Origin of the sequence: Rothia mucilaginosa (genome assembly GCF_901875305.1) — a bacterium.
Classification (GTDB): domain Bacteria; phylum Actinomycetota; class Actinomycetes; order Actinomycetales; family Micrococcaceae; genus Rothia.
The window spans coordinates 481,274-504,882 of sequence record NZ_CABFLY010000002.1; the positions used below are offsets into that span (position 1 = coordinate 481,274).

The 23,609-nt window shown below is 62.0% G+C and carries 19 protein-coding genes and 1 pseudogene; 2 read left to right on the forward strand and 18 right to left on the reverse strand.

The genetic code is table 11. The features are described from left to right. Positions 1–200: 200 nt before the first annotated feature. The 16 genes from nusB to aspS form a co-directional block, all read right to left on the reverse strand. Complete coding sequence (gene nusB / locus JX292_RS04070) at positions 201–611, reverse strand: transcription antitermination factor NusB (protein WP_005505934.1); 411 nt, start codon at positions 609–611, stop codon at positions 201–203. Next, entirely contained in the window at positions 611–1,174 is a 564-nt protein-coding gene (efp, locus tag JX292_RS04075; protein ID WP_204861720.1) for an elongation factor P, read from the reverse strand. The genes nusB and efp overlap by 1 nt, the downstream gene beginning before the upstream one ends. 224 nt (positions 1,175–1,398) lie before the next feature. Further along, on the reverse strand, positions 1,399–2,520 hold the full coding sequence (gene aroB, locus JX292_RS04080; RefSeq protein ID WP_204861722.1) for a 3-dehydroquinate synthase: 1,122 nt from the start codon (positions 2,518–2,520) through the stop codon (positions 1,399–1,401). A 36-nt stretch (positions 2,521–2,556) separates the two neighbouring features. Then, the gene (locus tag JX292_RS04085) at positions 2,557–3,978 is read right to left on the reverse strand and encodes a shikimate kinase (protein ID WP_204861723.1); all 1,422 of its coding nucleotides are present in this window, start codon (positions 3,976–3,978) and stop codon (positions 2,557–2,559) included. Next, positions 3,978–5,195, reverse strand: coding sequence for a chorismate synthase (aroC, locus tag JX292_RS04090; RefSeq protein WP_204861727.1), 1,218 nt, complete (start codon positions 5,193–5,195; stop codon positions 3,978–3,980). Before aroC ends, JX292_RS04085 begins: the two co-directional genes overlap by 1 nt. Positions 5,196–5,284: 89 nt before the next feature. Next, complete coding sequence (locus tag JX292_RS04095; protein WP_204861728.1) at positions 5,285–6,238, reverse strand: shikimate dehydrogenase; 954 nt, start codon at positions 6,236–6,238, stop codon at positions 5,285–5,287. Between the two features lie 135 nt (positions 6,239–6,373). Continuing rightward, positions 6,374–7,579, reverse strand: a complete 1,206-nt coding sequence (gene mltG, locus JX292_RS04100) for an endolytic transglycosylase MltG (protein WP_204861729.1) — start codon at positions 7,577–7,579, stop codon at positions 6,374–6,376. After that, the gene (ruvX, locus tag JX292_RS04105) at positions 7,576–8,139 is read right to left on the reverse strand and encodes a Holliday junction resolvase RuvX (protein WP_204861730.1); all 564 of its coding nucleotides are present in this window, start codon (positions 8,137–8,139) and stop codon (positions 7,576–7,578) included. Before ruvX ends, mltG begins: the two co-directional genes overlap by 4 nt. 2 nt (positions 8,140–8,141) lie before the next feature. Further along, complete coding sequence (alaS, locus tag JX292_RS04110) at positions 8,142–10,829, reverse strand: alanine--tRNA ligase (protein WP_204861731.1); 2,688 nt, start codon at positions 10,827–10,829, stop codon at positions 8,142–8,144. A gap of 164 nt (positions 10,830–10,993) precedes the next feature. After that, entirely contained in the window at positions 10,994–11,476 is a 483-nt protein-coding gene (locus tag JX292_RS04115) for a peptide chain release factor 4 (RefSeq protein WP_204861733.1), read from the reverse strand. Further along, a complete protein-coding gene (locus JX292_RS04120) occupies positions 11,476–11,871 on the reverse strand; it encodes a DUF948 domain-containing protein (RefSeq protein ID WP_204861735.1) in 396 nt (131 codons plus the stop codon). The genes JX292_RS04115 and JX292_RS04120 overlap by 1 nt, the downstream gene beginning before the upstream one ends. Positions 11,872–12,169: 298 nt before the next feature. Further along, complete coding sequence (rpsD, locus tag JX292_RS04125; protein WP_204861738.1) at positions 12,170–12,802, reverse strand: 30S ribosomal protein S4; 633 nt, start codon at positions 12,800–12,802, stop codon at positions 12,170–12,172. A gap of 686 nt (positions 12,803–13,488) precedes the next feature. Continuing rightward, positions 13,489–15,072, reverse strand: coding sequence for a replication-associated recombination protein A (locus JX292_RS04130; protein WP_204861740.1), 1,584 nt, complete (start codon positions 15,070–15,072; stop codon positions 13,489–13,491). Positions 15,073–15,256: 184 nt separating this feature from the next. Further along, a complete protein-coding gene (gene dtd / locus JX292_RS04135; protein WP_204861741.1) occupies positions 15,257–15,691 on the reverse strand; it encodes a D-aminoacyl-tRNA deacylase in 435 nt (144 codons plus the stop codon). A 104-nt stretch (positions 15,692–15,795) separates the two neighbouring features. Further along, a complete protein-coding gene (locus JX292_RS04140; RefSeq protein ID WP_204861742.1) occupies positions 15,796–16,323 on the reverse strand; it encodes an adenylate kinase in 528 nt (175 codons plus the stop codon). Positions 16,324–16,543: 220 nt separating this feature from the next. After that, positions 16,544–18,316: an aspartate--tRNA ligase gene (gene aspS, locus JX292_RS04145; protein WP_204861743.1), complete on the reverse strand. Its 1,773-nt coding sequence runs from the start codon at positions 18,314–18,316 to the stop codon at positions 16,544–16,546. Positions 18,317–19,207: 891 nt separating this feature from the next. Here aspS and JX292_RS09000 point away from each other — a divergent pair. Then, the gene (locus JX292_RS09000; protein WP_239653628.1) at positions 19,208–19,669 is read left to right on the forward strand and encodes an endonuclease domain-containing protein; all 462 of its coding nucleotides are present in this window, start codon (positions 19,208–19,210) and stop codon (positions 19,667–19,669) included. A 172-nt stretch (positions 19,670–19,841) separates the two neighbouring features. Here the strand turns inward: JX292_RS09000 and hisS are convergent, their stop codons facing one another. Next, positions 19,842–21,203 (reverse strand): histidine--tRNA ligase, encoded by a 1,362-nt coding sequence (gene hisS / locus JX292_RS04155; protein ID WP_204861745.1) that lies wholly within the window; start codon positions 21,201–21,203, stop codon positions 19,842–19,844. A gap of 497 nt (positions 21,204–21,700) precedes the next feature. On the opposite strand from hisS, the gene JX292_RS04160 reads away from it, so the two are divergent. Continuing rightward, on the forward strand, positions 21,701–22,969 hold the full coding sequence (locus JX292_RS04160) for a DUF349 domain-containing protein (protein WP_204861747.1): 1,269 nt from the start codon (positions 21,701–21,703) through the stop codon (positions 22,967–22,969). 166 nt (positions 22,970–23,135) lie between these two features. Here JX292_RS04160 and JX292_RS04165 read toward each other — a convergent pair. Then, positions 23,136–23,609: pseudogene (locus JX292_RS04165) on the reverse strand (peptide ABC transporter ATPase); the annotation flags it as partial.

A 23,609-nucleotide genomic window follows, 5' to 3' on the forward strand; every position in this document is an offset into this window, starting at 1 on the left:
GCTACCAAACCCAGCGAGAACATCCGGCACAACATCCCAAACCCAGGCACAAAACAAGCTCAACCTAGACACAGAAAACCCCCGCCGTCCTGTAGCGAACTACAGTACGGCGGGGGTTTCACGTACGCTCCCCTGCGGGTGCATCCTCAAACAGCGAACCAACCAGCTACGGGCTGGCGGGCAGGCCGCGGCGGGACGTGTTACGCGAGCAGGGTCGGCTTCACCTGACGGAGCTTATCCAGCAGACCGTTCACGAACTTCGGAGATTCATTCGTGGACAGCACACGCGCCAGACCGACAGCCTCAGAAATTGCGACAGCATCCGGAACTTCGTCATTGTACAGAAGCTCCCAAGTGCCAATACGTAGCACGGCACGGTCCACGGCGGGCATACGCTCGAAGGACCAGTCACGGGCGTAAGTCTCCACAAACTCGCGGATTTCTTCATCGTGGTCGCGGACGCCACGAATGATTTCCTCAGAGTAAGCAGAAATCTGCGCTACCGTGTACAGTCGGCGGCGGCGGAGTACCTCAATATAATCTTCGTTGCGCTGATCCGCCTCGAAGAGCACTTCGAGGGCGCGCAATCGGGCTTTCGTACGCGAATTCATTAGTCGTTCACGCGACCGAGGTACTCACCGGTGCGGGTGTCAACCTTGACCTTGGTGCCGGTCTCCAGGAACAGGGGAACCTGAATCTCGTAGCCGGTCTCAACGGTTGCGGGCTTGGTGCCGCCGGTGGAGCGGTCACCCTGCAGGCCGGGCTCGGTGTAGGTGATTTCGAGGACCACGGATGCGGGCAGCTCGATGTACAGCGGGGTGCCGTCGTGCAGAGCGATGGTTGCGGTCTGGGACTCGAGCATGTAGTTTGCTGCGTCGCCAACAACGGTTGCGGGAACGTTAATCTGGTCGTAGGTCTTCATGTCCATGAAGACGTAGTCGTCGCCGTCCTGGTACAGGTACTGGTAGTCGGAGCGGTCAACAGTTGCGGTCTCAATCTTAGCGCCAGCGTTGAAGGTACGGTCGACGACCTTACCGGAGGTAACGTTACGCAGCTTGGTGCGAACGAACGCGCCACCCTTACCGGGCTTCACGTGCTGGAACTCAACGACGGACCAGAGGTTGCCGTCAATCTTCAGGACGGCGCCGTTCTTAATATCGGTAGTGGATGCCATGGGGCTCTCCTTCGTGTCATCGACGCCCACGCCGTAGTGGTACCCGGCGCGGCGCTAAGTTTTCAATGAGCAAAATATGTCCCGTACATTCTACCGGATGTGCACGAATTTGCCTAGTAGGGGCACCACAGTTTCTGTGGCACCCCGCCCGGCTGGCGCATGCTGACTGCCATATGCGGCGGGCATGTGCCGTGTGCATCCGGTGAATATACGGGACTCATCACCTACTCGGTAATCTCCTGGTAGGTCATGTACAGAATCGATTCGTCCGGCACCTCGTACACGCGCGGGCGAGCCAAACCGTCAAGAATGATGAAGCGCAGCAGGTTGCCGCGTGCCTTCTTGTCGCGGCGCATCGCTTCGAGCAGCTGGGGCCATGCGTCTGCCTTGTAGGAGGTGGGCAGGCCCAGAGATTCGAGGATGCGGCGGGTGCGTGCCACGAGCTCCTCGTCGGCGTGACCGGTTGCCAGCGCCAGTTCGGCGGCGTAGACCATGCCCACCGCAACAGCCGCGCCGTGACGCCACTGGTAGCGTTCGTTGCGCTCGATGGCGTGGGCGAGGGTGTGGCCGTAGTTCAGGATTTCGCGGCGGCCGGATTCACGCAGGTCCTCGGAGACCACCTCCGCCTTCACGCGCACGCTGCGTTCAATGAGTTCACGCATCACGGCGGACTGCGAGTCGCGTACGGCGTTCGGGTTCGCCTCAATCAGGTCAAGAATTTCGGGGTCTGCGATGAAGCCGCACTTGACGACCTCACCCATGCCGGTCAGCAGCTCATGCTCAGGCAGGGTGCGCAGGGTGCCGATCTCGCAGAGCACCGCGGCGGGCGGCCAGAACGCGCCGACCAGGTTCTTACCCTCGGCGGTGTTGATGCCGGTCTTACCGCCCACGGCGGCGTCCACCATGCCGAGCAGGGTGGTCGGAATGTGCACCACGCGCACGCCGCGCAGCCAGGTCGCCGCCACGAAACCGGCAACGTCGGTAATAGCACCGCCGCCCACAGACACGATCGCGTCAGTACGGGTGAAGTCGTTCTGGCCGAGCACCTGCCAGCAGAACGCCGCCACCTGGTAGTGTTTGGCCTCCTCGGCGTCGGGAATCTCAGCGCTGAACGATTCGTAACCCATCGCGCGCAGGTCCTCCATGACCAGCTCACCCGTGGAACGCAGGGCACGCGGATGAATCACGAGCACCTTCTTCGTGCGGTTGCCCAGAATCTCGGGCAGGGTGCCGAGCAGGTTGTGGCCAATCAGCACCTCGTAGTTCTCGCGCGGGGAGCTGCCGGTCACCGGAATACGGGTGATATCCGCTTCGCCGGAAGCGCCGAAGGTGGGCTGAGTGCTCATCGTGTGTCCTTTCACAGGAGAGTGGGTAGGAAGGGGTCAGGAGTTGTTCGCCCGCGCCTTGCGGCTGGCGGTGACGTACGCCTGAATCTCTGCGGTCATCTCGGTAATGGGTCGGCCGCCGCGAGCGTCCAGGGTAAAGTGCGCCAGCTCCTCGTAGCGGGTGCGGCGACGCTCAAAAATATCGGTCCAGCGCTCGACCGGGTTCGGCTGCAGCAGCGGGCGGGTCTTATTGCCCGTAATGCGCGGGGTGACGGTCTCGGCGTCAACCAGGATGTACACCACGCATTCGTCCTTGAGGAGCTCCGCAACCGAGTCGGTCATGGGCGCGCCGCCACCGAGCGAAAACACCGTGTTGCGGTACACCGGGGAGGTCAGCACCTCTTCGATGGTCTTGCGTTCCAGCTCGCGGAAGTGCGCCTCCCCGAAAATCTCGAAAATTTCGGAGACCTCGCCGTGGCGTTCCACGATGAGCTGGTCGGCGTCCAGGAACTCGTAGCCGTAGAAACGCGCCAGGTGCGTGCCAATGTAAGTCTTACCCGCCGCCATGGGACCTATCAGCACGATGGGGCGTGACTGCTCGGCAAAGTTCTCGTGCATCTCGCGCACCTGCTGCGGGTGGATGCGGGCAGATTCCTCGAACTCAATGACTTCAAGCTCAACAGTCTCGAACTCAGCCTGTGCAAACTCACCAGATTCAAGATCACTGACCTCGACTCGAATCGCCTCACGTTGGGTTGCCTCGCGAGCGCCAAGCTCGGCGTCCATCTCTGCCTCGGATGCGGCGCGCGCCTCAACCTCGGCGGCGGCCTCGGCGGAGTCCACCGCCGCAATCTCCTCGGCCACAGATTCGGTCGCTGAAACCTGCACCTTGCCGAATAGCGCCGGGGTCGGACGCAACGGCTTGGGTGCGGCGGGTTTCGGCACGGTCGGCTTCGGGGGTGCCAGTTTAGGAGCAGTAGGCTTGGGAGCTATGGGCTTCGGGGCCGCAGACTTGGGTGCTTCCGCCTGTGCGGGCTCCTCGCGAGGCTCTTCCTCAGCCATGCCCTGCAGGGCGCTCAGCAGCTTCAGGCGCAGGTCCTCGTCCAGGCCCGCGGCCGGGTCAGCATCCTCGGAGGCCGAGGAAGCATACAGACGCACGCCCCGCACGCTCACGGGGGCGGCGGGCCGGGGGCGAACACCCGAACGCATCAGGTCGGCCGGAGTAGGCACGCGAGACGCCCGGCGGGAAGAAGCCTCACGGGCGGTATCCTCAGCCGACGTGGCCTCAACAGCCTGCTCAGCTGCGGTAGATACACCGGCTTCCGATACGCCGGATTCCGGGCGCGGCGAAGCGCCCCCTCGCGCACGCTGCGCAGCCGCAGCAATACGCGCAAGGGGGCTCGAAGCGACCGGGCGAACACCCTGCTCCACAGAAACCTCCCCGAAACCGCGACCCTCAGACTCCGCCGGAAGGGGCACTACGCGTCCCAACCGGCCACGTTAGACTCCCACGCCAGCGAAGCCGGAATGGCCTCAAGGTAGGAATCCATGTTGCGGCGAGTCTCACCAATCGAGTCGCCACCGAACTTCTCCAGTGCCGCCTCAGCCAGCACCAGGGCGACCATAGCCTCCGCCACCACACCGGCGGCGGGAACAGCACACACGTCCGAACGCTGGTGGTGGGCGCGAGCCTGCTCACCGGTGGAAGTGTCAATGGTCTTCAGAGCCTTCGGCACGGTCGCAATGGGTTTCATGGCCGCGCGCACACGCAGCAGGTCGCCAATGCTCATGCCGCCCTCAATACCACCGGCACGGTTGGTATCGCGGGTAACGCCGTGCTCACCGATAGAAATCTCGTCGTGAGCGGCAGTGCCGGGGCGGTCGGCGGTGGCGAAACCGTCACCAACCTCAACGCCCTTAATGGCCTGAATACCCATCAGGGCTGCAGCAAGGCGCGCGTCCAGGCGGCGGTCCCAGTGCACGTACGAACCCAGTCCGGGAGGCATACCGTACGCGAGCACCTCAACCACACCACCGAGGGTCTCACCGTCCTTGTGCGCCTCGTCCACGCGCTGAACCATCGCGTCAGAGGTTGCCTTGTCGAAGCAGCGCAGCGGGTCAGCGTCCAGCTGGTCAACGTTGCGGGGCGAAGGCACGGGGGCACCCTCGGGGGCGTGCACGCCACCCACAGCCACGGTGTGCGAGACCAACTCAACGCCCAGAGCCTTCAAAATCTGAGCGGCAACCACGCCAAGAGCCACGCGGGTCGCGGTCTCACGTGCGGAGGCGCGCTCCAGCACCGGGCGAGCCTCAGAGAAGTTGTACTTCTGCATGCCGGTAAAGTCGGCGTGGCCGGGACGCGGGCGGGTCAGCGCCGCGTTACGAGCGCGGTGCTCAATCAGCTTGGGGTCAACCGGATCGGAGCTCATCACGTCGGTCCACTTGGGCCACTCGGTGTTGGCAATCTCAATAGCGACCGGGCCGCCCTGAGTCAGGCCGTGGCGCACACCACCCAGGATGCGCACACGATCCTCCTCGAACTTCATGCGGGCACCGCGGCCGTAGCCGAGACGGCGGCGAGCCAGGGCGTCACGCACCATGTCGCTGGTGAGTTCCACACCGGCGGGAACACCCTCAATGATGCCAACGAGCGCCTCGCCGTGGGATTCTCCGGCAGTGAGCCAACGCAGGGCCATAGGTTAACCTCTTTTCGTGTCACCCGCAGCGCAGCGCAGGTGGAAGGATTCATAATTCTTCAATGTAAAAAGTGTATAAAATGCGGGCTTTACTCGGCGAGCGGTGCCGGGAGGTGTTCACGGGACGGAAGACCTACCGCCTCGCACATCTCATTGATCAGACCCAGCAATTCGGCGGGCTGCAGGGTACGGTCCGTGAAGAGCAAAACCTGCTCAACAGCCTGGTAAAGCAGCATCTCCAGACCGGACACCACGGCTCCCCCGCTCGCCTCCCAGGCGCTCGCCAGCACCGAAGGCCACGGGTTGTACGCAACATCCAGCAGTACCGAGCGCACAGCGGCCCCGGGGGCTCCCGCAGGGTCGGTCAGCTGCGGGGCCCAGTCATCCGCCGCACGGGCCGGCAGGGTTGAAATGACGGGGTTGTGGCGGCGCGCCTTCTGCTTGGCAGGAAACTCGGCCAGGGCCACGGTCGACAGCTGCACACCCAGGTGCTCGGCCACGGCCTGCAGGTCACCCAGCTTGTGCAGAGAGCGGGCGTACACGCTCACGCATCGGTACCCCAGCTTGTGCAGGGCGGTCAGAGCGGATATCGCGGTCGCTCCCCCGCCAATCACGGCGGGCTCGTCACGCTCGGGGTCCGGTTCCAGACCCGCGTGCAACAATGCGCTCACAATGCCGATTACGTCGGTGTTATCACCCAGAACCTTCTCACCGCGCGGATACACCGTGTTCACCGCACCGGTCACGCGGGCGGTCTCGCTCAGCTCATCGCAATACTTGATGACGGCGGTCTTCAACGGCATCGTCACCGACAGGCCCGCAATGTACGGGGCATCCTCCGTACCCTTCGGGTGACGCACACGGTGCATAATCGTCGGCAAATCCTCAGGCAGGGTGTCGCGACGGTCGTACCCCAGGTTTGCCTCCCCCAGGTACGCATACGCGGCCCGATGCAGCGCTGGCGAGAGCGAATGATCAATCGGGTGCCCCAGCACGTAGGCGCGGCGCACGGAAGGTGCCTCACGGTAGGATTCGGTCGGCATGGACTCTCGCTCTCTTTCTCAACACTGGGGCACGGACGGCCGCGGGGGCCACCTCCCATTTTAGCGGGTACACCAGAGGGCGGGCACCGCCCAACTCTCATGGGAACGGCGCCCGCCCTCTGCATCAGCTACAGCTTAGCTACAACGGTTCGGGTGCTTTGAGCACCACTGGTTGTACTCTTCCACGTAACGCTGGTGCTCAGCGTAAGTGCGGGAGTACTTGGTCTCGCCAGAATCCAGGTCGACGGTCACCCAGTAGTAGTACGGGTTCTTCTCCGGAGCAGCAGCGGCCTTGATGGACGCCAGCTGCGGGGAACCAATCGGACCCTTCGGCAAACCCTTATTCGCATAAGTGTTGTACTTATTGCTCTTATCGGCCTTCTGCTCCTCAGTCAGGTGGTAAGAGCGGACACCCAGACCGTAGGTTACGGTCGCATCCGACTGAATCAGACCGGAGGTCTCACCATCCGGGTTGTTCAGACGATTCTCGATGATACCCGCAACCGCCACGTAGTCCTTCGGCTGAGCCTCAAGCTCCACGATGGAGGCGATGGTTAGCACCTCGAAGGTCTTCTGATCGCCGCTCACACCGGCTTCCTTCAGGTCAGCCTTGGTCTTATCAACCATGGTCTGAATGACCTTCTTGATGTCGGTATCCTTCGGGAAGCGGTACTCACCCGGATGCAGCCAACCCTCAATCGAGGGGAAGTTGCTCGGCACGCCGTACTGGGTGTAGTTGCTGACTGCGTCCTCAACCTGCTTGCGGGTGAACGCGCCATCGGAACCCGAAACAATCAAATCGATGGTCTCGGTCACGCGCTTACCCTGCGGAATTGCCAAGTACAGCACGTTGCTGTTCGCCTGAATAATGGTGTTGATGGCACTGGAACTGCTCATGTGTTGCTGCAAGTCGTAGGTGCCAGGCTGCAGGTACTTGCCCTTGCTTTCCTTGCTGTACACCTCGATAAATTTATCAGCATCAGCAATCACACCGGCGGCCTCCAGCTCGTCCGCCACCTGCACAGTAGACTGACCCGAGCGAATCGTGAACGTCACGGCTGTGCCATTACCTCCACCAGAGTAATCGCGCGTCTTGAACGGGTCGTACCGCGCAATAAAAGCGACGGAAATAATCACCAGAGCCGCCACGAACAGCGACATAGCGCTCAGCATGATAGCGCGGCGACGGCGCTTACGAGCACGCAGAGTCGCTACAGAGACGACCTCGTGCTCCAAAGTAATGCCGGTAATACCCTTCTCTTCGTCGGCTTTCGTCGGCGTGAAAAGGTCCAGCCCGCTTTCCTCGGGGTGTTCCTCGGGCTGTTTATTCTGTTCGGTCACTGAAGGTTCTCCGTTTCGTTGACGGCCCCGACCGTGGTCCCTTCTGACTCGGACGGTCGGTCTTCTTCGTGGGCCGGATCGCTCACCTTGTACCCGGCTACAGATTGCCCTGCCTTGAGGGCATCCAGGCTGTACTGCAAAATATTCACAGCCGCCACCTGGTCAACCATAGTCTTAAAATCTCGGCTGGAAACCCCAGCCTCGTGCAGTGCACGGTGAGCGCTCACGGTGGTGAGTCGCTCATCCACCAGCCAAATGTTAATGTGTGTCTTATGTTCGGCATCCAGCTCGGAGCGCAGAGCCTGAGCGTACTCCCGAGCCATCTCGGTCGAGGAGGACTCCCCGCCGCGCATGGTCTTCGGAAGGCCAACGAACACCTCCACCACCTCGTTCACCTCAATCAGCTTGCGCAGAACACGACGATCAGAGTTCTTCTTCTCGTCGCGACGCAGCGTCTTGAGCGGGGTGGCGAGGATGCCGTCAGGGTCGCTGAGGGCGGTGCCGACGCGGGCCTTACCCACGTCGACACCCATCCGCACTCCGCGCTGGAATTCTGCCATGTTTAGGCCTGAGCCTGCGCGATAGCGTCGCGAACGGCGTCCAGAGCGGCACCAATCTTGGATGCATCCTGGCCACCGCCCTGAGCGACGTCGTCCTTACCGCCGCCGCCGCCGCCGAGCACGCCTGCGGCCACGCGGACCAGTGCGCCAGCCTTCACGCCGGCGGAGCGAGCACCCTCGGTGGTTGCCACGAGAATCACGGGACGGCCGTTGGACACACCGGCCACGGCCACCACAGCGGCCTCGGAACCGAAGCGGGAACGCAGGTCCAGGGCCAGCTCGCGCACGCCGTTGGCGTCCAGCTCGCCGGCGTTGTGGGCCAGAACGCGCACGGAGCCGATGGTCTGTGCGCTCTCCAGAAGCTTGCCGGCCTCGGCCTGCAGCTTCTCGCGACGCAGTTGAGCCAGCTCCTTCTCGGCGGCCTTCAGCTTAGCCAGGGTCTGGTTAATCTTCTCGGGCAGGTCTGCGGAGGACTGAACCTTCATCAGGCCGGTCAGCTGGTTCACCAGGGTGCGCTCAGCGGCTAGGTGGTTGAATGAGTTCAGACCCACCAAGGCCTCAACACGGCGGTTGCCGGAGCCCACGGAGCTCTCGGTCAGCAGCGACAGCGAACCAATCTCGGCAGAGGTGCCCACGTGGGTACCACCGCACAGCTCGCGGGAGAAGTCGCCGCCAATCTCAACCACGCGCACCACGTCGCCGTACTTCTCGCCGAAGAGGCTCATGGCACCCAGAGCCTTCGCCTCGGCCAGCGGCATCACGCGGGTAATCACCTCGTGGTTGTCGCGGATGGCGAGGTTAGCAACCTCTTCCACCTCGTGCTTAGCGGACTCGGACAGGCCCTCGCCCCACGCGAAGTCGAAGCGCAGGTAGCCTTCCTTGTTGAAGGAACCGCGCTGGGTTGCCTCCTTGCCGAGCACCTGGTGCAGAGCGGCGTGGATGATGTGGGTACCCGAGTGTGCCTTCTCACCGTCGCGGCGGCGCTGCACGTCAACCTGTGCCACAACATCGGCACCAACGTGAACCTCACCCTCACGTACGACGGCACGGTGAACGCTCAGGCCCTTGACGGGCTGCTGAACGTCCTGAACGTCAATGATGAAGCCGTTGCCGGTGATAACACCGGTGTCAGCTGCCTGGCCACCGGCCTCGGCGTAGAACGGGGTCTCGTCCAGAACAACCTCGATCTTGTCGCCAGCCTTAGCGACAGGCACGGACACGCCGTCCACCAGGATGGCGCGCAGCTTGGTTTCGGTGCGCAACTCGGTGTAACCGGTGAAGATGGAGCCGCGCTCGTCCACGAGCCTACGCAGCTCGGAGAGGTCAGCAAACGCACCCTTCTTAGCCTTAGCGTCAGCCTGCGCACGGTGACGCTGCTCAGCCATCAGCTCACGGAATGCCTTCTCGTCAACCTTCACACCGGCCTCAGCAGCCATCTCGAGGGTCAGGTCAATCGGGAAGCCGTAGGTGTCGTGCAGTGCGAAGGCCTCAGCACCGGAAACGGAGTTCGAGCCGTCCTTCTTAGCTGCGGCCACAGCCTCTTCCAGGCGCTCGGTACCGGTCTCAATGGTGTGCAGGAAGGCCTTCTCCTCGGCGTACGCAATGCGGGAGATGCGCTCGAAGTCGTCGGCCACATACGGGAAAGCGCCCTTCATCGCATCACGCGAAGCCGGGAGCAGCACGGGCAGACAAGGCTCAGTCACGCCCAGCAGGCGCATAGCGCGGATTGCGCGGCGCATCAGGCGGCGCAGAATGTAGCCGCGACCCTCGTTCGAAGGGGTTACGCCATCGGCAATCAGCATGAGCGAAGAGCGGATGTGGTCGGCCACCACGCGCATACGCACGTCGTCCTCGTAGCCCTCGTCCTCAGCGGACTCAGAGCCGTGGTACTTCTTGCCGGAGAGCTTGGAGGCTGCATCCAGCACGGGACGCACCTGGTCGGTCTCGTAGAAGTTCTCGACACCCTGCAACAGCATAGCCAGGCGCTCAACGCCCAGGCCGGTATCGATGTTCTTCTTGGGCAGGTCACCCAGAATCTCGAAATCATCCTTGCCGATGCCCTCGCCACGCTGGTACTGCATGAACACGAGGTTCCAGATTTCGATGTAGCGGTCGTCGTCAGCCGCAGGGCCGCCTTCCTTACCGTAGGCGGGGCCGCGGTCGTAGAAAATCTCGGAGTCGGGACCTGCAGGGCCGGGCTGGCCGGTGGACCAGTAGTTTTCCTTCATGCCCATGCGCTGAATACGCTCAGCCGGGAAGCCCACCTTGTTGTGCCAAATGTCGAAGGCCTCATCGTCACCCTCGTAAATGGTGACCCACAGGCGCTCAGGATCCAGGCCGAAGCCACCCTGATCCTGCGGGGTGGTCAGCAGCTCGTAGGCGAAGGGAATCGCCTGCTCCTTGAAGTAATCACCGAAGGAGAAGTTACCGGCCATCTGGAAGAAGGTACCGTGACGAGCGGTCTTACCGACCTCTTCGATATCCAGGGTGCGGATGCACTTCTGCACGCTGGTTGCACGGGAGAACGGAGGGGTCTCACGGCCCAGGAAGTAGGGAATGAACGGGACCATACCGGCAATGGTGAACATGGCGCCGGGTTCGTTCGAAATCAGCGATGCCGAAGGCACCACGGTGTGGCCGCGGGAAGCGAAGAAATCGATCCAGCGCTTGGAAATCTCCTGTGAGAGCATCTCGTTCCTTTGAATAATCTGTACGAAATTCTAAATAGTCTACTGACCTATGGTGCCTCTCCGCGCGCAAAATGGCTAATCGAGAGGCCTTTGAAGGCTCCTCGCAACACCCTGCGCAACGGTCGGACAGTCCAGCAGACGGCGGCCTTTCGGCCTAAGTCTAGTTAGTTGAAGAAGCCGTCCCCGAGCTCGCGGTCGCGGGCGATGCGCTGCTCGCGGGCTTTCTCCAACGAGGCAATCTGCGACTCCACCTCAATGAGCTCACGCTCGGCAATGCGGCGGTTAGCGGCCTCAATCTCGGTCGAGCTCATGTTCCTCTCCCAGGTGTCCAGGGAGCCGGGGCGCAGGTCCTGCTTCTGGCGCTCCACCTTGGCGTTGAGCTCCATCTCCTTCTCCTGCATACCTTCGCGCACGCGGGCGGCGAACTCGACGGCCTTCAGGGCGTAGGGCTGCAGGGGCTTACCGAGGGGCGAATCGAAGAATTTTGCCATCTGAGACTCCGGGTTGAGGGCCAGCTCGCCATGCTCGCGTTGGAGCAGGGCACTACCGGGGGTACGCTGTGCAGGCTTGGAGGAAGCTCGACGGGAAGCGAGGTAGCCCGCCGCGGCGCCAGCACCGAGCAGAAGAACGGATCGAAGCAGGCCCATTAGTTCTCACCACCCGCGGTCGAGGAGGTGCCGCCATGCTGACCGGACTTGCTACCGCCACGGAAGGCCTGGCGCACACCGTAGGAGAAAGAAGCCACCTTAATCAGCGGCTGACCCACGGTCGAGGTCACCAGCGAGGACAGGGCCGAAACGTTCGCGGAAGCATCCGAAACATTCGAGGTGATGTCGTCAACCTTCTCAAGTTGCTCATTAGTGGTCACCACAGTGCGGGTCACCTCTTCAATGAGCGGGGCGGTGCTCTGGTTGAGTGAACGAATCGTCACAATCAGCTCATCAAACACCTTGGTCAGGCGAATAATGGGAAGGGCCAGCAGAGCCACGAGAATCGCAAAAACTCCCGCCGCAATCAGGCCTGCAATATCTCCGCCAGTCATCTGTACCTCATTTCGCGTAACGCATGGTGCTTATCAATAGTCGTACTCACCGGCACGCCGCCATGGCGCATCGGCCGGACTGTATACACAGTTCAATCCTTTATTCTAGTCGAAAATTCCTTCTCGCGCCCCTTAAACTCTCATGAAACTCTCAGGATTGAACAATTCACAGGTTCCCAAAAGAGCCGACGCGAAGCCCGCATCCCGGGACTCAATCCCCCAAGCCGAGCCCTTAAACGGGAACAACCCGTCCCCCACCGAAACGGTACGGAACGGGTTGCTTCTCGAAAAATCGAGATTATGCCAGACGCGAGTAGTACTCAACGACCAGCTGCTCGTCGCAGACCACGGGGATCTCTTCGCGCTTGGGCTTACGCTCAAGCTTTGCGTGCAGCTTCTCAATCTCAACGTTCAGGTATGCCGGAACCTCGGGCAGAACTGCCTGGTTCTCGCCAGCAGCCGCAGCCTGGAAGGGAACAGTCTTCTCAGCCTTGGGGTGAACGTGAATCAGCTGGCCGGGCTTGACGTGGAACGAGGGGCGGTCCACGCGAACACCGTCAACCAGAATGTGACGGTGAACAACCATCTGACGTGCCTGAGCAATGGTGCGGGCGAAACCTGCACGCAGAACCAGGGCATCGAGGCGGGTCTCGAGCAGCTCGACCAGGTTCTTACCGGTCTGGCCCTCAACGCGCTTTGCCTCGAGGTATGCGCGGCGCATCTGTGCCTCGCGGATGTTGTACTGAGCGCGCAGACGCTGCTTTTCCTTCAGCTGGGTAGCGTAGTTGGAGTCAGCCTTCTTGCGGGCACGGCCGTGCTGGCCGGGGCCGTAAGGACGACGCTCGAGGTACTTTTCTGCCTTCGGGGTCAGAGCAATGCCCAGGGCACGGGACTGACGCACGGTATGGCGGGTGCGGTTGTGCTTAGCCACAATCTACCTTTCTATGTGAGGCTCCTGCACCCGTGAGGGTGGGGGCCTCGGTCTATTGGATACTGGCCTCCTCGGGTGACCTCGCCGTAGCCCGCGCGCGACCGATTCGGTCGTTGCTGCACGGCGGTGAGGCGGAGAGCGCGAGGCAGAGTACCTCGCAGCTACATTACTCATGCCCACACGGATGCGGGCATAGCAATTGCCAGACCCGTCAAGCTTACCGGATGCGCCCCGGCTTTACCAGCCTTATGGAAAATTTTTAGCCCACATTACCGTTCATGTGTGTTTTTGATACTTACCCACATAAACCCAACAAGGAATATTTGCACCCGTCAGAGCTATTTAGGCACGCCCTCTCCGGAAAATTGTGGCGCCGCGATGTTGGATTGTAATCATTTCGTTATTTTTAACCTGTGAATCTATGGGAATAGCTTGCTTTCAAGCTCGCATATCGCCTAGACTAAAGAACATAACAAGCTTGACCTCCGCCCTTCCGGGATTGGCCGACAGTCAAGATGTCTATCACAACTCAAACTCTCATGCGGTGCGCAGTACGACCGAGGTACTGCGCACCGCATTTTGTATACGCTCACCGCTTGCGCCGGCCGGTTCGTGCGGATAGTTTGTGCGACTAACCGGCCGGCGCGGTTAGTGGCATCGTTAGTCAGCCCGGCTATTCCGTGCGGCTAGTTGCCACCGTCAAGAATCCTGCGGATACGCTCGCGGCGCTCCGTCAACGTACGCTCAAAACCATGCTGAGTCGGCTCGTAATACACCGTGCCGCGCAGGGTATCCGGCAGGTACTGTTGCGCCGCCACGTGGCCCGGCGCATCGTGCGCATAAATGTAGCCGTCACCGTGACCAAACTGCTTAGCCCCCGCATAATGGGCGTCACGTAGATGCACTGGAACCTGCCCCGAAGCACCCGCCCGCACATCCGCAATGGCGCGGTTAATCGCGTTATACGCCGCGTTCGACTTCGGCGCAAGCGCACAATAAATCACCGCCTGCGACAGGATAATGCGCGCCTCCGGCATGCCCACCAGCGCCACCGACTGCGCCGCAGCCGTCGCCACCTGCAAAGCCTGCGGATCAGCCAAACCAATATCCTCACTCGCCAGAATCATGATGCGACGCGCCACAAAACGCGGATCCTCGCCGCCCTCCAGCATGCGCGCCAAGTAATGCACCGCGGCATCCGCATCGGAGCCGCGCATGGACTTAATGAACGCACTCACCACGTCATAATGCTGATCGCCCGAACGATCGTAACGAATCGCGGCGCGGTCCACGGCCTCCACGGCGTGCGCCAGCGTGATGCGCACGGGCGCGGCGGGTTCCGGGCCCTTCTCCCCTGCCGGGTCTTCCGAGTCTTCGGCGGCGTCTGCACCGACGGTGTTGGCAGTATCGGGGCCGCCCTCAGTTGTTTCTGCGGTTTCTGTAGGGTTGTCTCCGTGCGAGCCGCCGACCTCTGCCGAATCCTGTTCAGCCTCACTAAACGCAATCGCAGCCGCCGCCTCCAGCGAGGTCAGGGAGCGGCGAGCGTCGCCTCCGGAAACCGCCGCGAGGTGGGCGCGCGCATCCGCGTCAATCACCGCCGCGCCGCCAAAACCGCGCGGGTCGGCCAGGGCACGGTCAATCAGACGCTCAATATCGGACTGCTCCAGCGAATGAACCCGCAGCAGCAGCGAGCGCGAAAGCAACGGCGAAATAATGCTGAACGACGGGTTCTCCGTCGTAGCCGCCACCAGAATCACCCAGCGGTTCTCCACACCGGGCAGGAGCGCATCCTGCTGAGCCTTCGTGAAACGATGAATCTCATCCAGGAAGAGCACGGTGGTTATGCCGTACATATCGCGGTCAAGTAGCGCCTGATCCATGACCGCGCGCACATCCTTCACACCCGCAGTAATCGCCGAAAGCTCCACGAACTTACGACCCGGCGCGCGCGCAATCACATGCGCCAGCGTGGTTTTACCGGTGCCTGGAGGGCCGTAGAGAATGACCGAGGACGGGCCAGCCGGGCCGGCGTTCTCCCCCGCCAACACGCGCAGAGGCGCACCCGGAGTCAGCAGGTGCTCCTGGCCGAGAACCTCATCAATGGTGCGCGGACGCATACGCACCGCCAGGGGCGCGCGGGATGCCGACCGGGCAGAGCGCGCACGCGACACAGAGGCACGCGAGGAGGCGGGCTCCTCGGAGGGCGTGCCAATCAGGCTCACGCGGTCCCCGTCATCGGGCAACTCAAGATCAAAGAGGGAATCAGCCATAGTCTTACTCTATCGTTTCACAATCTGGAGGCGGGTACGGGGTGTGGATATACAGCTGCGGATTTAGCTCGCGGCGTGACACCACGCGGGTTTTCGATAGGTTAGTGTCTTCGCCGTGGGTTTTAAACCCCGGGGCAAGGCTATAAACCTCGGGACAATCCACTAACCTATCGAAAGCGCCGCCCTAGAGAGTCTCACTATCGAGGATCAGAGTCACCGGGCCGTCGTTGACCAGCTCCACCTGCATGTCCGCACCGAACACGCCGGTCTCCACGTGCAGGCCACGCTCACGAAGCGCCTCCACGTAGTCGTTGAACAGCGGCTCACTCACCGGACCGGGTGCGGCGGCAGACCAGGAGGGGCGGCGGCCCTTCTTCGCATCCCCGTACAGGGTGAACTGGCTGACCGCCAGCACGGGTGCGCCCTCATCCAGCAGGGACCTCTCCCCCTCCAGCAGGCGCAGGTTCGCGGTCTTATCGGCAAGCTTCGCAACCTGCGCCGCACCGTCACCGTGCGTGATACCGACCAGCACCAGGTAGCCGGGCTGGTCAATCGCGCCGACCGTCTCACCCGCCACGCGCACCGCCGCGCGGGTCACGCGCTGAATAACTACTCGCATCGTTCACCTTTCAACTTGGAGCCGGCTCTCACCGGGCTCATACATCTCACATATTTATAGCGGGCGCGCTGGATACGTAGCCGCCCCGGTTTAGCCAGCCGCCATCAGAGCGTGCCGCGCAGCTGCACGGCACGCAAAAACTGGTTCGCCGCCTGCGGAGTACGAAACTCAATAAACCGCTTCTGCAGATGCTGCCCGCGAGCCTCCGCCAGCAACTCCCCGACGTGCGGGTAGCTCCTCCACGTGTACCGAATCATGTTGTCCGGGTCGCGCAGAATATTCCACAGCGGCGGCTCAACATTATCCGCCCACAGCTTCTGACCCGTCACCGCACGGCACACCGTCCGGCGAACCACACGCCACATCACCACCGCGCGACTATAGCGCAGGTAAATCACCACATCCGCACGTTCCAGCAGGCGGCCACGCACCTGCGGATACTGCCACTCCGTAATCCACACAGGCTGCTCAATAAGCGCCTGAACGTCCGCCTCAAAACCGGGGCGCGGAGTCCAGCTCGGCCCCCAGTGTAGCGAATCCATCTCCGTATGCGGAATGCCCAGGATGCGCCCCAACCGCGCCGCAAACGTCGTCTTACCGCTACCGCTCGGGCCGGCAATCAGGATGCGCATGCTCCCCTCCCCTTTGTCTAGTACACAGATCGGCACGCACGCCAGTTGATACAAAAGATGGGCTGCGACCCTGCACCAGCAGAATACACAGCCCACCCTCAACGGCGACCCCGGCAAGACTCGAGCCCGAGCCTCACAGCCCAAAGCTCAACACCCCGCCGGGTTCACGCCGCACAGTCTCACACCCCCCACGGGGCGCACGACCAAAGGCTAAAGAAGATTATTCCTCGTCCTTCTTCTTCGGCTTGAAGTCAACGCCAGCTTCCTTACGCTGCTCAGGGGTAATCGGTGCAGGTGCGGCAGTCAGCGGGTCGTAGCCGTTACCGGTCTTCGGGAACGCGATAACCTCGCGAATCGAGTCAACACCGGCCAGCAGGGACACGACACGGTCCCAACCGAACGCAATACCACCCATGGGCGGGGCGCCGTACTTGAACGCATCCAGCAGGAAGCCGAACTTCTCCTGAGCCTCTTCCTCGCCAATGCCCATCACGCCAAACACGCGTTCCTGCACGTCACGGCGGTGAATACGGATCGAGCCGCCACCAATCTCGTTACCGTTGCAGACAATGTCGTAAGCGTAGGCCAGAGCCGAACCCGGGTCGGTGTCAAAGGTATCCAGAAACTCGGGCTTCGGGGAGGTGAACGCGTGGTGCACAGCAGTCCACGCAGAGTGGCCCAGAGCCACGTCACCGGACTCAGTAGCCTCAGCAGCAGACTCGAACATGGGGGCATCAACAACCCACACGAAGGACCACTCGCCATCCTTAATCAGGCCGGTACGGTGACCAATCTCAACACGAGCAGCACCCAGTAGCGCACGGGAAGCCTTAGCCTCACCCGCAGCGAAGAAGATGCAGTCGCCCGGCTTCGCGCCGGTAGCCTCAGCCAGGCCAGCACGCTCAGCGTCAGTAATGTTCTTAGCCACCGGACCGGTCAGCTCGCCATCCTCCTGAATGAGGACGTAAGCCAGACCCTTAGCACCGCGCTGCTTAGCCCATTCCTGCCAAGCATCCAGGGTGCGGCGAGGCTGAGAAGCGCCGCCGGGCATCACAACGGCACCCACGTAGGGGGCCTTGAACACGCGGAAAGTGGTGTCCTTGAAGTACTCGGTCAGCTCGGTCAGCTCCAGACCAAAACGCAGGTCGGGCTTGTCCGAACCGTACTTCTCCATCGCGTCCTTGTAGGTCATGCGCTGAATCGGGCGGGGAACCTTCACATCAATCAGGTTCCACACGGCCTCAACGATGCGCTCACCCAGGTCAATGATGTCTTCCTGATCAACGAACGAAGCCTCGATGTCCAGCTGGGTGAACTCGGGCTGACGGTCCGCGCGGAAGTCCTCGTCACGGTAGCAGCGAGCAATCTGGTAGTACTTCTCAATACCGCCCACCTGCAACAGCTGCTTGAACAGCTGCGGGGACTGCGGCAGAGCGTACCACGAACCGGGAGCCAGACGAGCCGGCACCAGGAAGTCACGTGCACCCTCGGGGGTGGAACGGGTCAGGGTCGGGGTCTCAACCTCAATGTAACCGTCTTCGGCCAGCAGGTTGCGTGCCGCACGGTTCGCGTCCGAACGCAGGCGCATGATGCGAGCCGGCTCCGGGCGGCGAAGATCCAGGTAGCGGTAGCGCAGGCGCGCCTCCTCACCCACCTCAACGTGCTCGTCAATCTGGAAAGGCAGCGGGGCCGCGGTGTTCAGCACCTCAACGGTGGACACCTCAACCTCAATCTCGCCGGTCGCCAGGTTCGGGTTCTCGTTGCCCTCCGGGCGCTTAGAAACCTTACCGGTCACGCGCAGAACGTACTCGTTGCGCAGGTGCTCAAAGTCAGCCTCATCGTGGAAAACACACTGGGTGACGCCCTCGCGGTCACGCAGGTCAACGAAGGCGACGCCACCGTGGTCGCGGCGGCGAGCCACCCAACCGGTCAGGGTAACAGTCTCTCCAATGTTTGCGGCGGTCAGCTCGCCGTTGGTGTGAGTGCGAAGCACAGACATTCCTTTCATAGCGGGCACCTCACGACTATAGACAGTAGCCGGGTACTCGCGGTTGATGATATGCGCACACTGCGTGCGCCTTATCCATTGTATCCCGTCTGGGGCAGGTCGGGGTGTGGGTTCTCTTGTGGAAGGAGGTTAAGGCGGGTGGTGGGGGCGGTTTAGGTTTACGGGTGGTTTATTCGCATTTGGGGTGGTTAAGACCCACCGCAGATGCGACTAACCCACCTGCCTGGTGACTAACCTATCCGTCAAGTGAGTAAACCACCCACCGAGTTACTAGACTCCCCCCCTAGACCACCCAGACCCCACCCGGCGAGACGAACCTCTCCCCTGTGGATGAACAGTCTTCCCGCACAGTCAGCCGGATTATCCACAGATTTTGATTTTCACTACGCGCAACGGCCACGCTGTGACAGTCTGATGGGTATGAACACCTCGACCACCCGCACCCCACGAACCGCCGAACTGTACTCCCTCGTACTGACCACGCGCATCCTTAAACTGCGGGGAATTGGGGCGAGGGAAGTCAACAGACTGATAGCCTCCGGGGCCCTGCAACGCATCCAGCGAGGGGCCTACATCTATGCCTCTGACGTTACCGGCCTTCGAGACGACGATCGGCTTCGTGTGCGATGCATCGCCGCCCACAAGGCCGGCCTCCGAGGGGCCTTCTCGCACGAATCAGCCGCGGTGCTCTGGGGGCTCGACCTGATGGCCGTTCCGACAATGCTGAACGTGTACAGCAACGCTAAAAGTTCCTCGGACCGGGGGCGAATCCGCCGGCACAGATCCGCTCTTGACTCCGGTGAGGTGACCACAATTCCGGGTACTCCCATTCCCGTCACAATCGTGACTCGCACGCTGCAGGACTGCGCGCGGACCATGCCTTTTCGGAACGCCGTGGTGCTGGCCGACTCCGTGATGCGACAGGGGCTCCTGACGCCCGAGGCAGTTACCGGCACCCTCACGCACCTTACGGGGTGCGGCCGCTCGAATGGGTCACTCGTTGTTCGCGCAATGGATGCGTCCAGCGAGTCGGCCGGCGAAAGCCTCACCCGGTGCCTGCTGATGGAGCACGAGCTGCCCTCCCCCGTGACCCAGTACCCGATTGTGTGCGAGGGTCGACGCTACCGAACGGACTTCGCCTGGCCCGAGCTGCGGGTCATTCTCGAGTTTGACGGCGAACAGAAGTACGTCGATTACCCGGGTCGAGACCGGCAGGAGGCGGCCCGCGACCGGGCGCTCACCCGCGCCGGCTGGACGGTTGTACATCTAACCTGGGCCGATATCTTCCAGAAAGAACGGGAAGTCGTGGCGCACCTGCGGAGGTTGCTTCTGCGGTGAACCCGGTCGCCTCTCAATGGGTCGCGGTTTCGGTTTGTGGGTGGTTTAGCCGCGTTTGGGGTGGGTCTTAACCATCCCAAACGCGACTAGCCCATCCACCGGGTTACTAAACCACCCACCGATATACGGGCTTAAAATTACAGCGGCCAGATAATACGGGTATTACAGGTATTTACAGACCCTCAGCACGCACAATCTGAACGTGCAGGTCCTCAGCCGGCGGCATCCACGAATTCGGATCGGCGGGCACCTGCTCACCCGAACGGATATCCTTCACCTCGTGAACCGGGGCACCAGACTCATCCGAAGAGATGAACCACACGAACGGAATACCGCGCTTCTCGGCGTACTTAATCTGCTTGCCGAACTTCGCGGCGTTCGCTGAGACCTCGCAGGCGATGCCGCGGGCACGCAGTGCATCCGCAACATCGTTCGCGGCGGACCAGCCCTCATCATTCGTCAGGGCCACGAACACGGCCGAAGGCACCTTACGGCTTGCCTGCGCAAAGCCCTGCGACAGGATGCGAGCCACCACTCGGGTCACGCCGATGGACAGGCCAACGCCAGGGTAGGTCTTCTTACCGTTCGAGGCCAGCGACTCGTAGCGACCACCCGAGCAAATCGAACCCAGCGACTCGTGGCCGACCAGCACGGTCTCGTACACGGTGCCGGTGTAGTAGTCCAGACCGCGAGCAATCGACAGGTCAGCCAGCACCTTACCCGGCGCACGGCGGGACGCCTCCTCAATGACCTCAGCCAGCTCAGCAAGACCCTGATCCAGCAGCTCGTGCTCCACCGAATACTTAGCGGCAAGCGCACGCACCTGCTCCACGAAGGATGCGTCCTCGGTGCGGATCTGCGCCAGCTCCAGGGCGGCAGCGGCAGCATCCGCGCTCGCACCAGCCTCGGACTGAAGCTCCTCGGCCACGCGCTCCGGACCAATCTTCTCCAGCTTATCGATGGAACGCAGCACGGCCGCGGTGTCGGTCAGGCCCAGGCCTAGGTAGAAGCCCTCGGCCAGCTTGCGGTTATTCACGCGCAGCTTGAAATCGGGAATCGGCAGCTTCGACAGCGCGTCGACAACGACCAGCGCGAGGGTCACGTCGTAACGGAACGGCAGCTCGCCGTCGCCAACCACGTCAATATCCGCCTGGGTGAACTCGCGGGCGCGGCCCTCCTGCGGGCGCTCGCCACGCCAAACCTTCTGAATCTGGTAACGCGAGAACGGGAAGTTCAGGTAGCCGGCGTTCTCCACCACGTAGCGGGCGAAGGGCACGGTCAGGTCAAAGTGCAGGGCCAGCTTCTCCTTGGCCTTCGCGGAGTCGTCCTCCTGCAGGCGCGAGATGGCGTACACTTCCTTGTCGATTTCGCCCTTGCGCAGCAGCTGCTCAATGGTCTCTACCGAACGAGTCTCAATCGGGGAAAAACCGTGCAGCTCAAAAGTCTCACGCAGGGTGTCGAGAACGTGGTTCTCAACCAGTCGTTCAGCCGGAAGATACTCGGGGAAACCAGACAGCGACGCCTTGCGAGCCATGCGCTCTACTCCTTGATAAAGAACTCGACAACAAAACCCCGGCGCTCTACGGTGCCGGGCATATCTATCATCATACCAACACCCGCACGCACGGCGGGGGCTCCCGTATTCGCCGGATGCGGGGCGTGGGTTGACGGGAACGCCCGCGCCCGGCACGCCTGAACGTGACGACGGCGGATGGGGGTCGAAGCGATGTTGCCGAGATGGTACTACCTGAGTGATGCGGCGTGAACAATGCCGGCGACTCGCGTGCGCGGCGGCGGGAGCAATAACGGTAGCGGCTCAACGAAACAGTCGCGGCTCGCATGCGCGGCGGCAGTTCGCCACGAACACAACACGACCGGACACTACTCACGCGCGGCCCGTACCGGCTATGCTTAGGAGGTGCACACGCACAACCCAACGGGTGCCCCGCGGATGGCCGCGGCCCACGCCTCGGCGAGGCGGCGCGAAGGCGCTCCCCGCATCCGGCACCCCCGAGTGAAAGAGTTATAGCGGTGACTACCAAATCCGACGACACTGTAAACCTCGAGAAGGCCCGCCAGTTCGGTCGCGTCTCCGAGGACGGCCACGTCTTCGTCATTGTCGATGGCGAAGAGTACGCCGTAGGTCAGCTGCCCGGCGCCTCCGAAGATGAAGCGCTCAGCTACTTCGCCCGTAAGTTTGAAAACGTTGAGGCGCAGGTCGCCCTGCTCGAGTCGCGCCTGGCCAATAACGCCCCTGCCGCGGACCTGCAGAAGGGTATCGCCTCCATCGGTTCGCAGATTGGCGTGCGCAACATGGTTGGCGACTACTCCGGCTTGCAGAAGCGCCTCATCACCCTCGCTGAGCAGATTGCTGAACTAAGCGAAAAGCAGCAGCAGGCCCGCACCGAGAACCGCGAACGTGCCTTGGCCGTGCGTGAAGAGATTGTGGCCGAGGCCGAGCAGATTGCTGGCCAGGACCCCGAGCAGATTCACTGGAAGAACTCGCACACCCGTATGAACGAGCTGTTCGAAGCGTGGAAGAAGGCTCAGCGCGAGATTCACCTGGCCAAGAGCGTGGAGGACGAACTGTGGAAGCGTTTCCGTGCCGCCCGCACCACCTTCGACCGTAACCGCCGCGCGCACTTCTCGCAGCTGGACGACCGTAACGCACGCATCAAGCGTGCGAAGGAAGAGCTGATTGCTCGCGCCGAGGAGCTGTCCACCTCGACTGACTGGTCTGAGACTTCCCGCGCCTACGGCGACCTGATGCACGCCTGGAAGCAGGTTCCGCGTGGCCACCGCCGTGAGGATGACAAGCTGTGGGCTCGTTTCCGTGCCGCTCAGGACGTGTTCTTCAACGCCCGCCACGAGGCTGAGGCCGCGCAGGATGCCGTCTACGCCGAGAACCTGAAGGTCAAGGAGGGCCTGCTCGAAGAGGCACGTGCGCTCCTGCCCGTCGAGGATATTGAGGCAGCGAAGGCCGCCTTCGAGAAGATTCTGGATCGCTGGGATGCGGCCGGCCGCGTGCCGCGCAACGACCTGCGCCGCATTGACGGCGAGCTACGCCGCATTCAGGATGAAATCAACGGCGCCGAAGAGGCTAAGTGGAAGCGCAACGACCCCGCCAAGGCAGCCCGCGCAAACTCCCTGCTCGCACAGATTGAGGACTCCCTCGCAGAGCTGGAAGCAGAGCTGGCCGCAGCCGAGAAGAGCGGCGACTCCAAGAAGATTGCCAAGGCTAAGGAAGCTCTGGAGGCGCGCCGCGCCTGGGCAGCAACCCTGCAGGGCTTCGGCAACTAGGGTTTAGCCGACGGGTGCCCGGGGTGCTGGCTGTTGGATGCTGACGCCCCGGGTCACCGGCCTCATTAACGCCGAGAAGCCACATGTGTTTCGAAAAGCCACAACGATGGTGGCTTCTCGAAAGACATGTGGCTTCTCAGCGTAAGACCCGCAACAGGGAGCTGGTTTACATGTCGGGCCAGTCGCGGTGCAACGAATACTCCGTATCCCCGTCACCGCTATCGTTCAGGTGCCAACGCTGACCGGTACGAATATCGGCCTTGCGCAACCTGGGGTTCGGGTTATCCGGCTTGCCCATAGTGGGATCATTCTTGCAACCCCACCTGGTGTCGTCGTAGCTGCAGTCACCTGCCACACGGCCCACATCAACCCACCACACACGCACCAGTAGCGGGTCGACAGTTTCCTTCGTCAACACAACATCCAACGCCTGCCAATCGCCGCCGTTCACGCGGAAACGACCAGAGTATGACACCGTTGCGTAGGCATGGAAGTTACCCGAACGCTTATACACATAACTGGTGGCGGTCTTGCGTGACTCTTCGCCGCGTGCCCTGCTAACCGGCTTACCCATGGTGTAGAAAGTATCCTCGTCGCCGTTGCCGTATTGGATGGTCATTTGGGTGGGGTAGGATTCGAT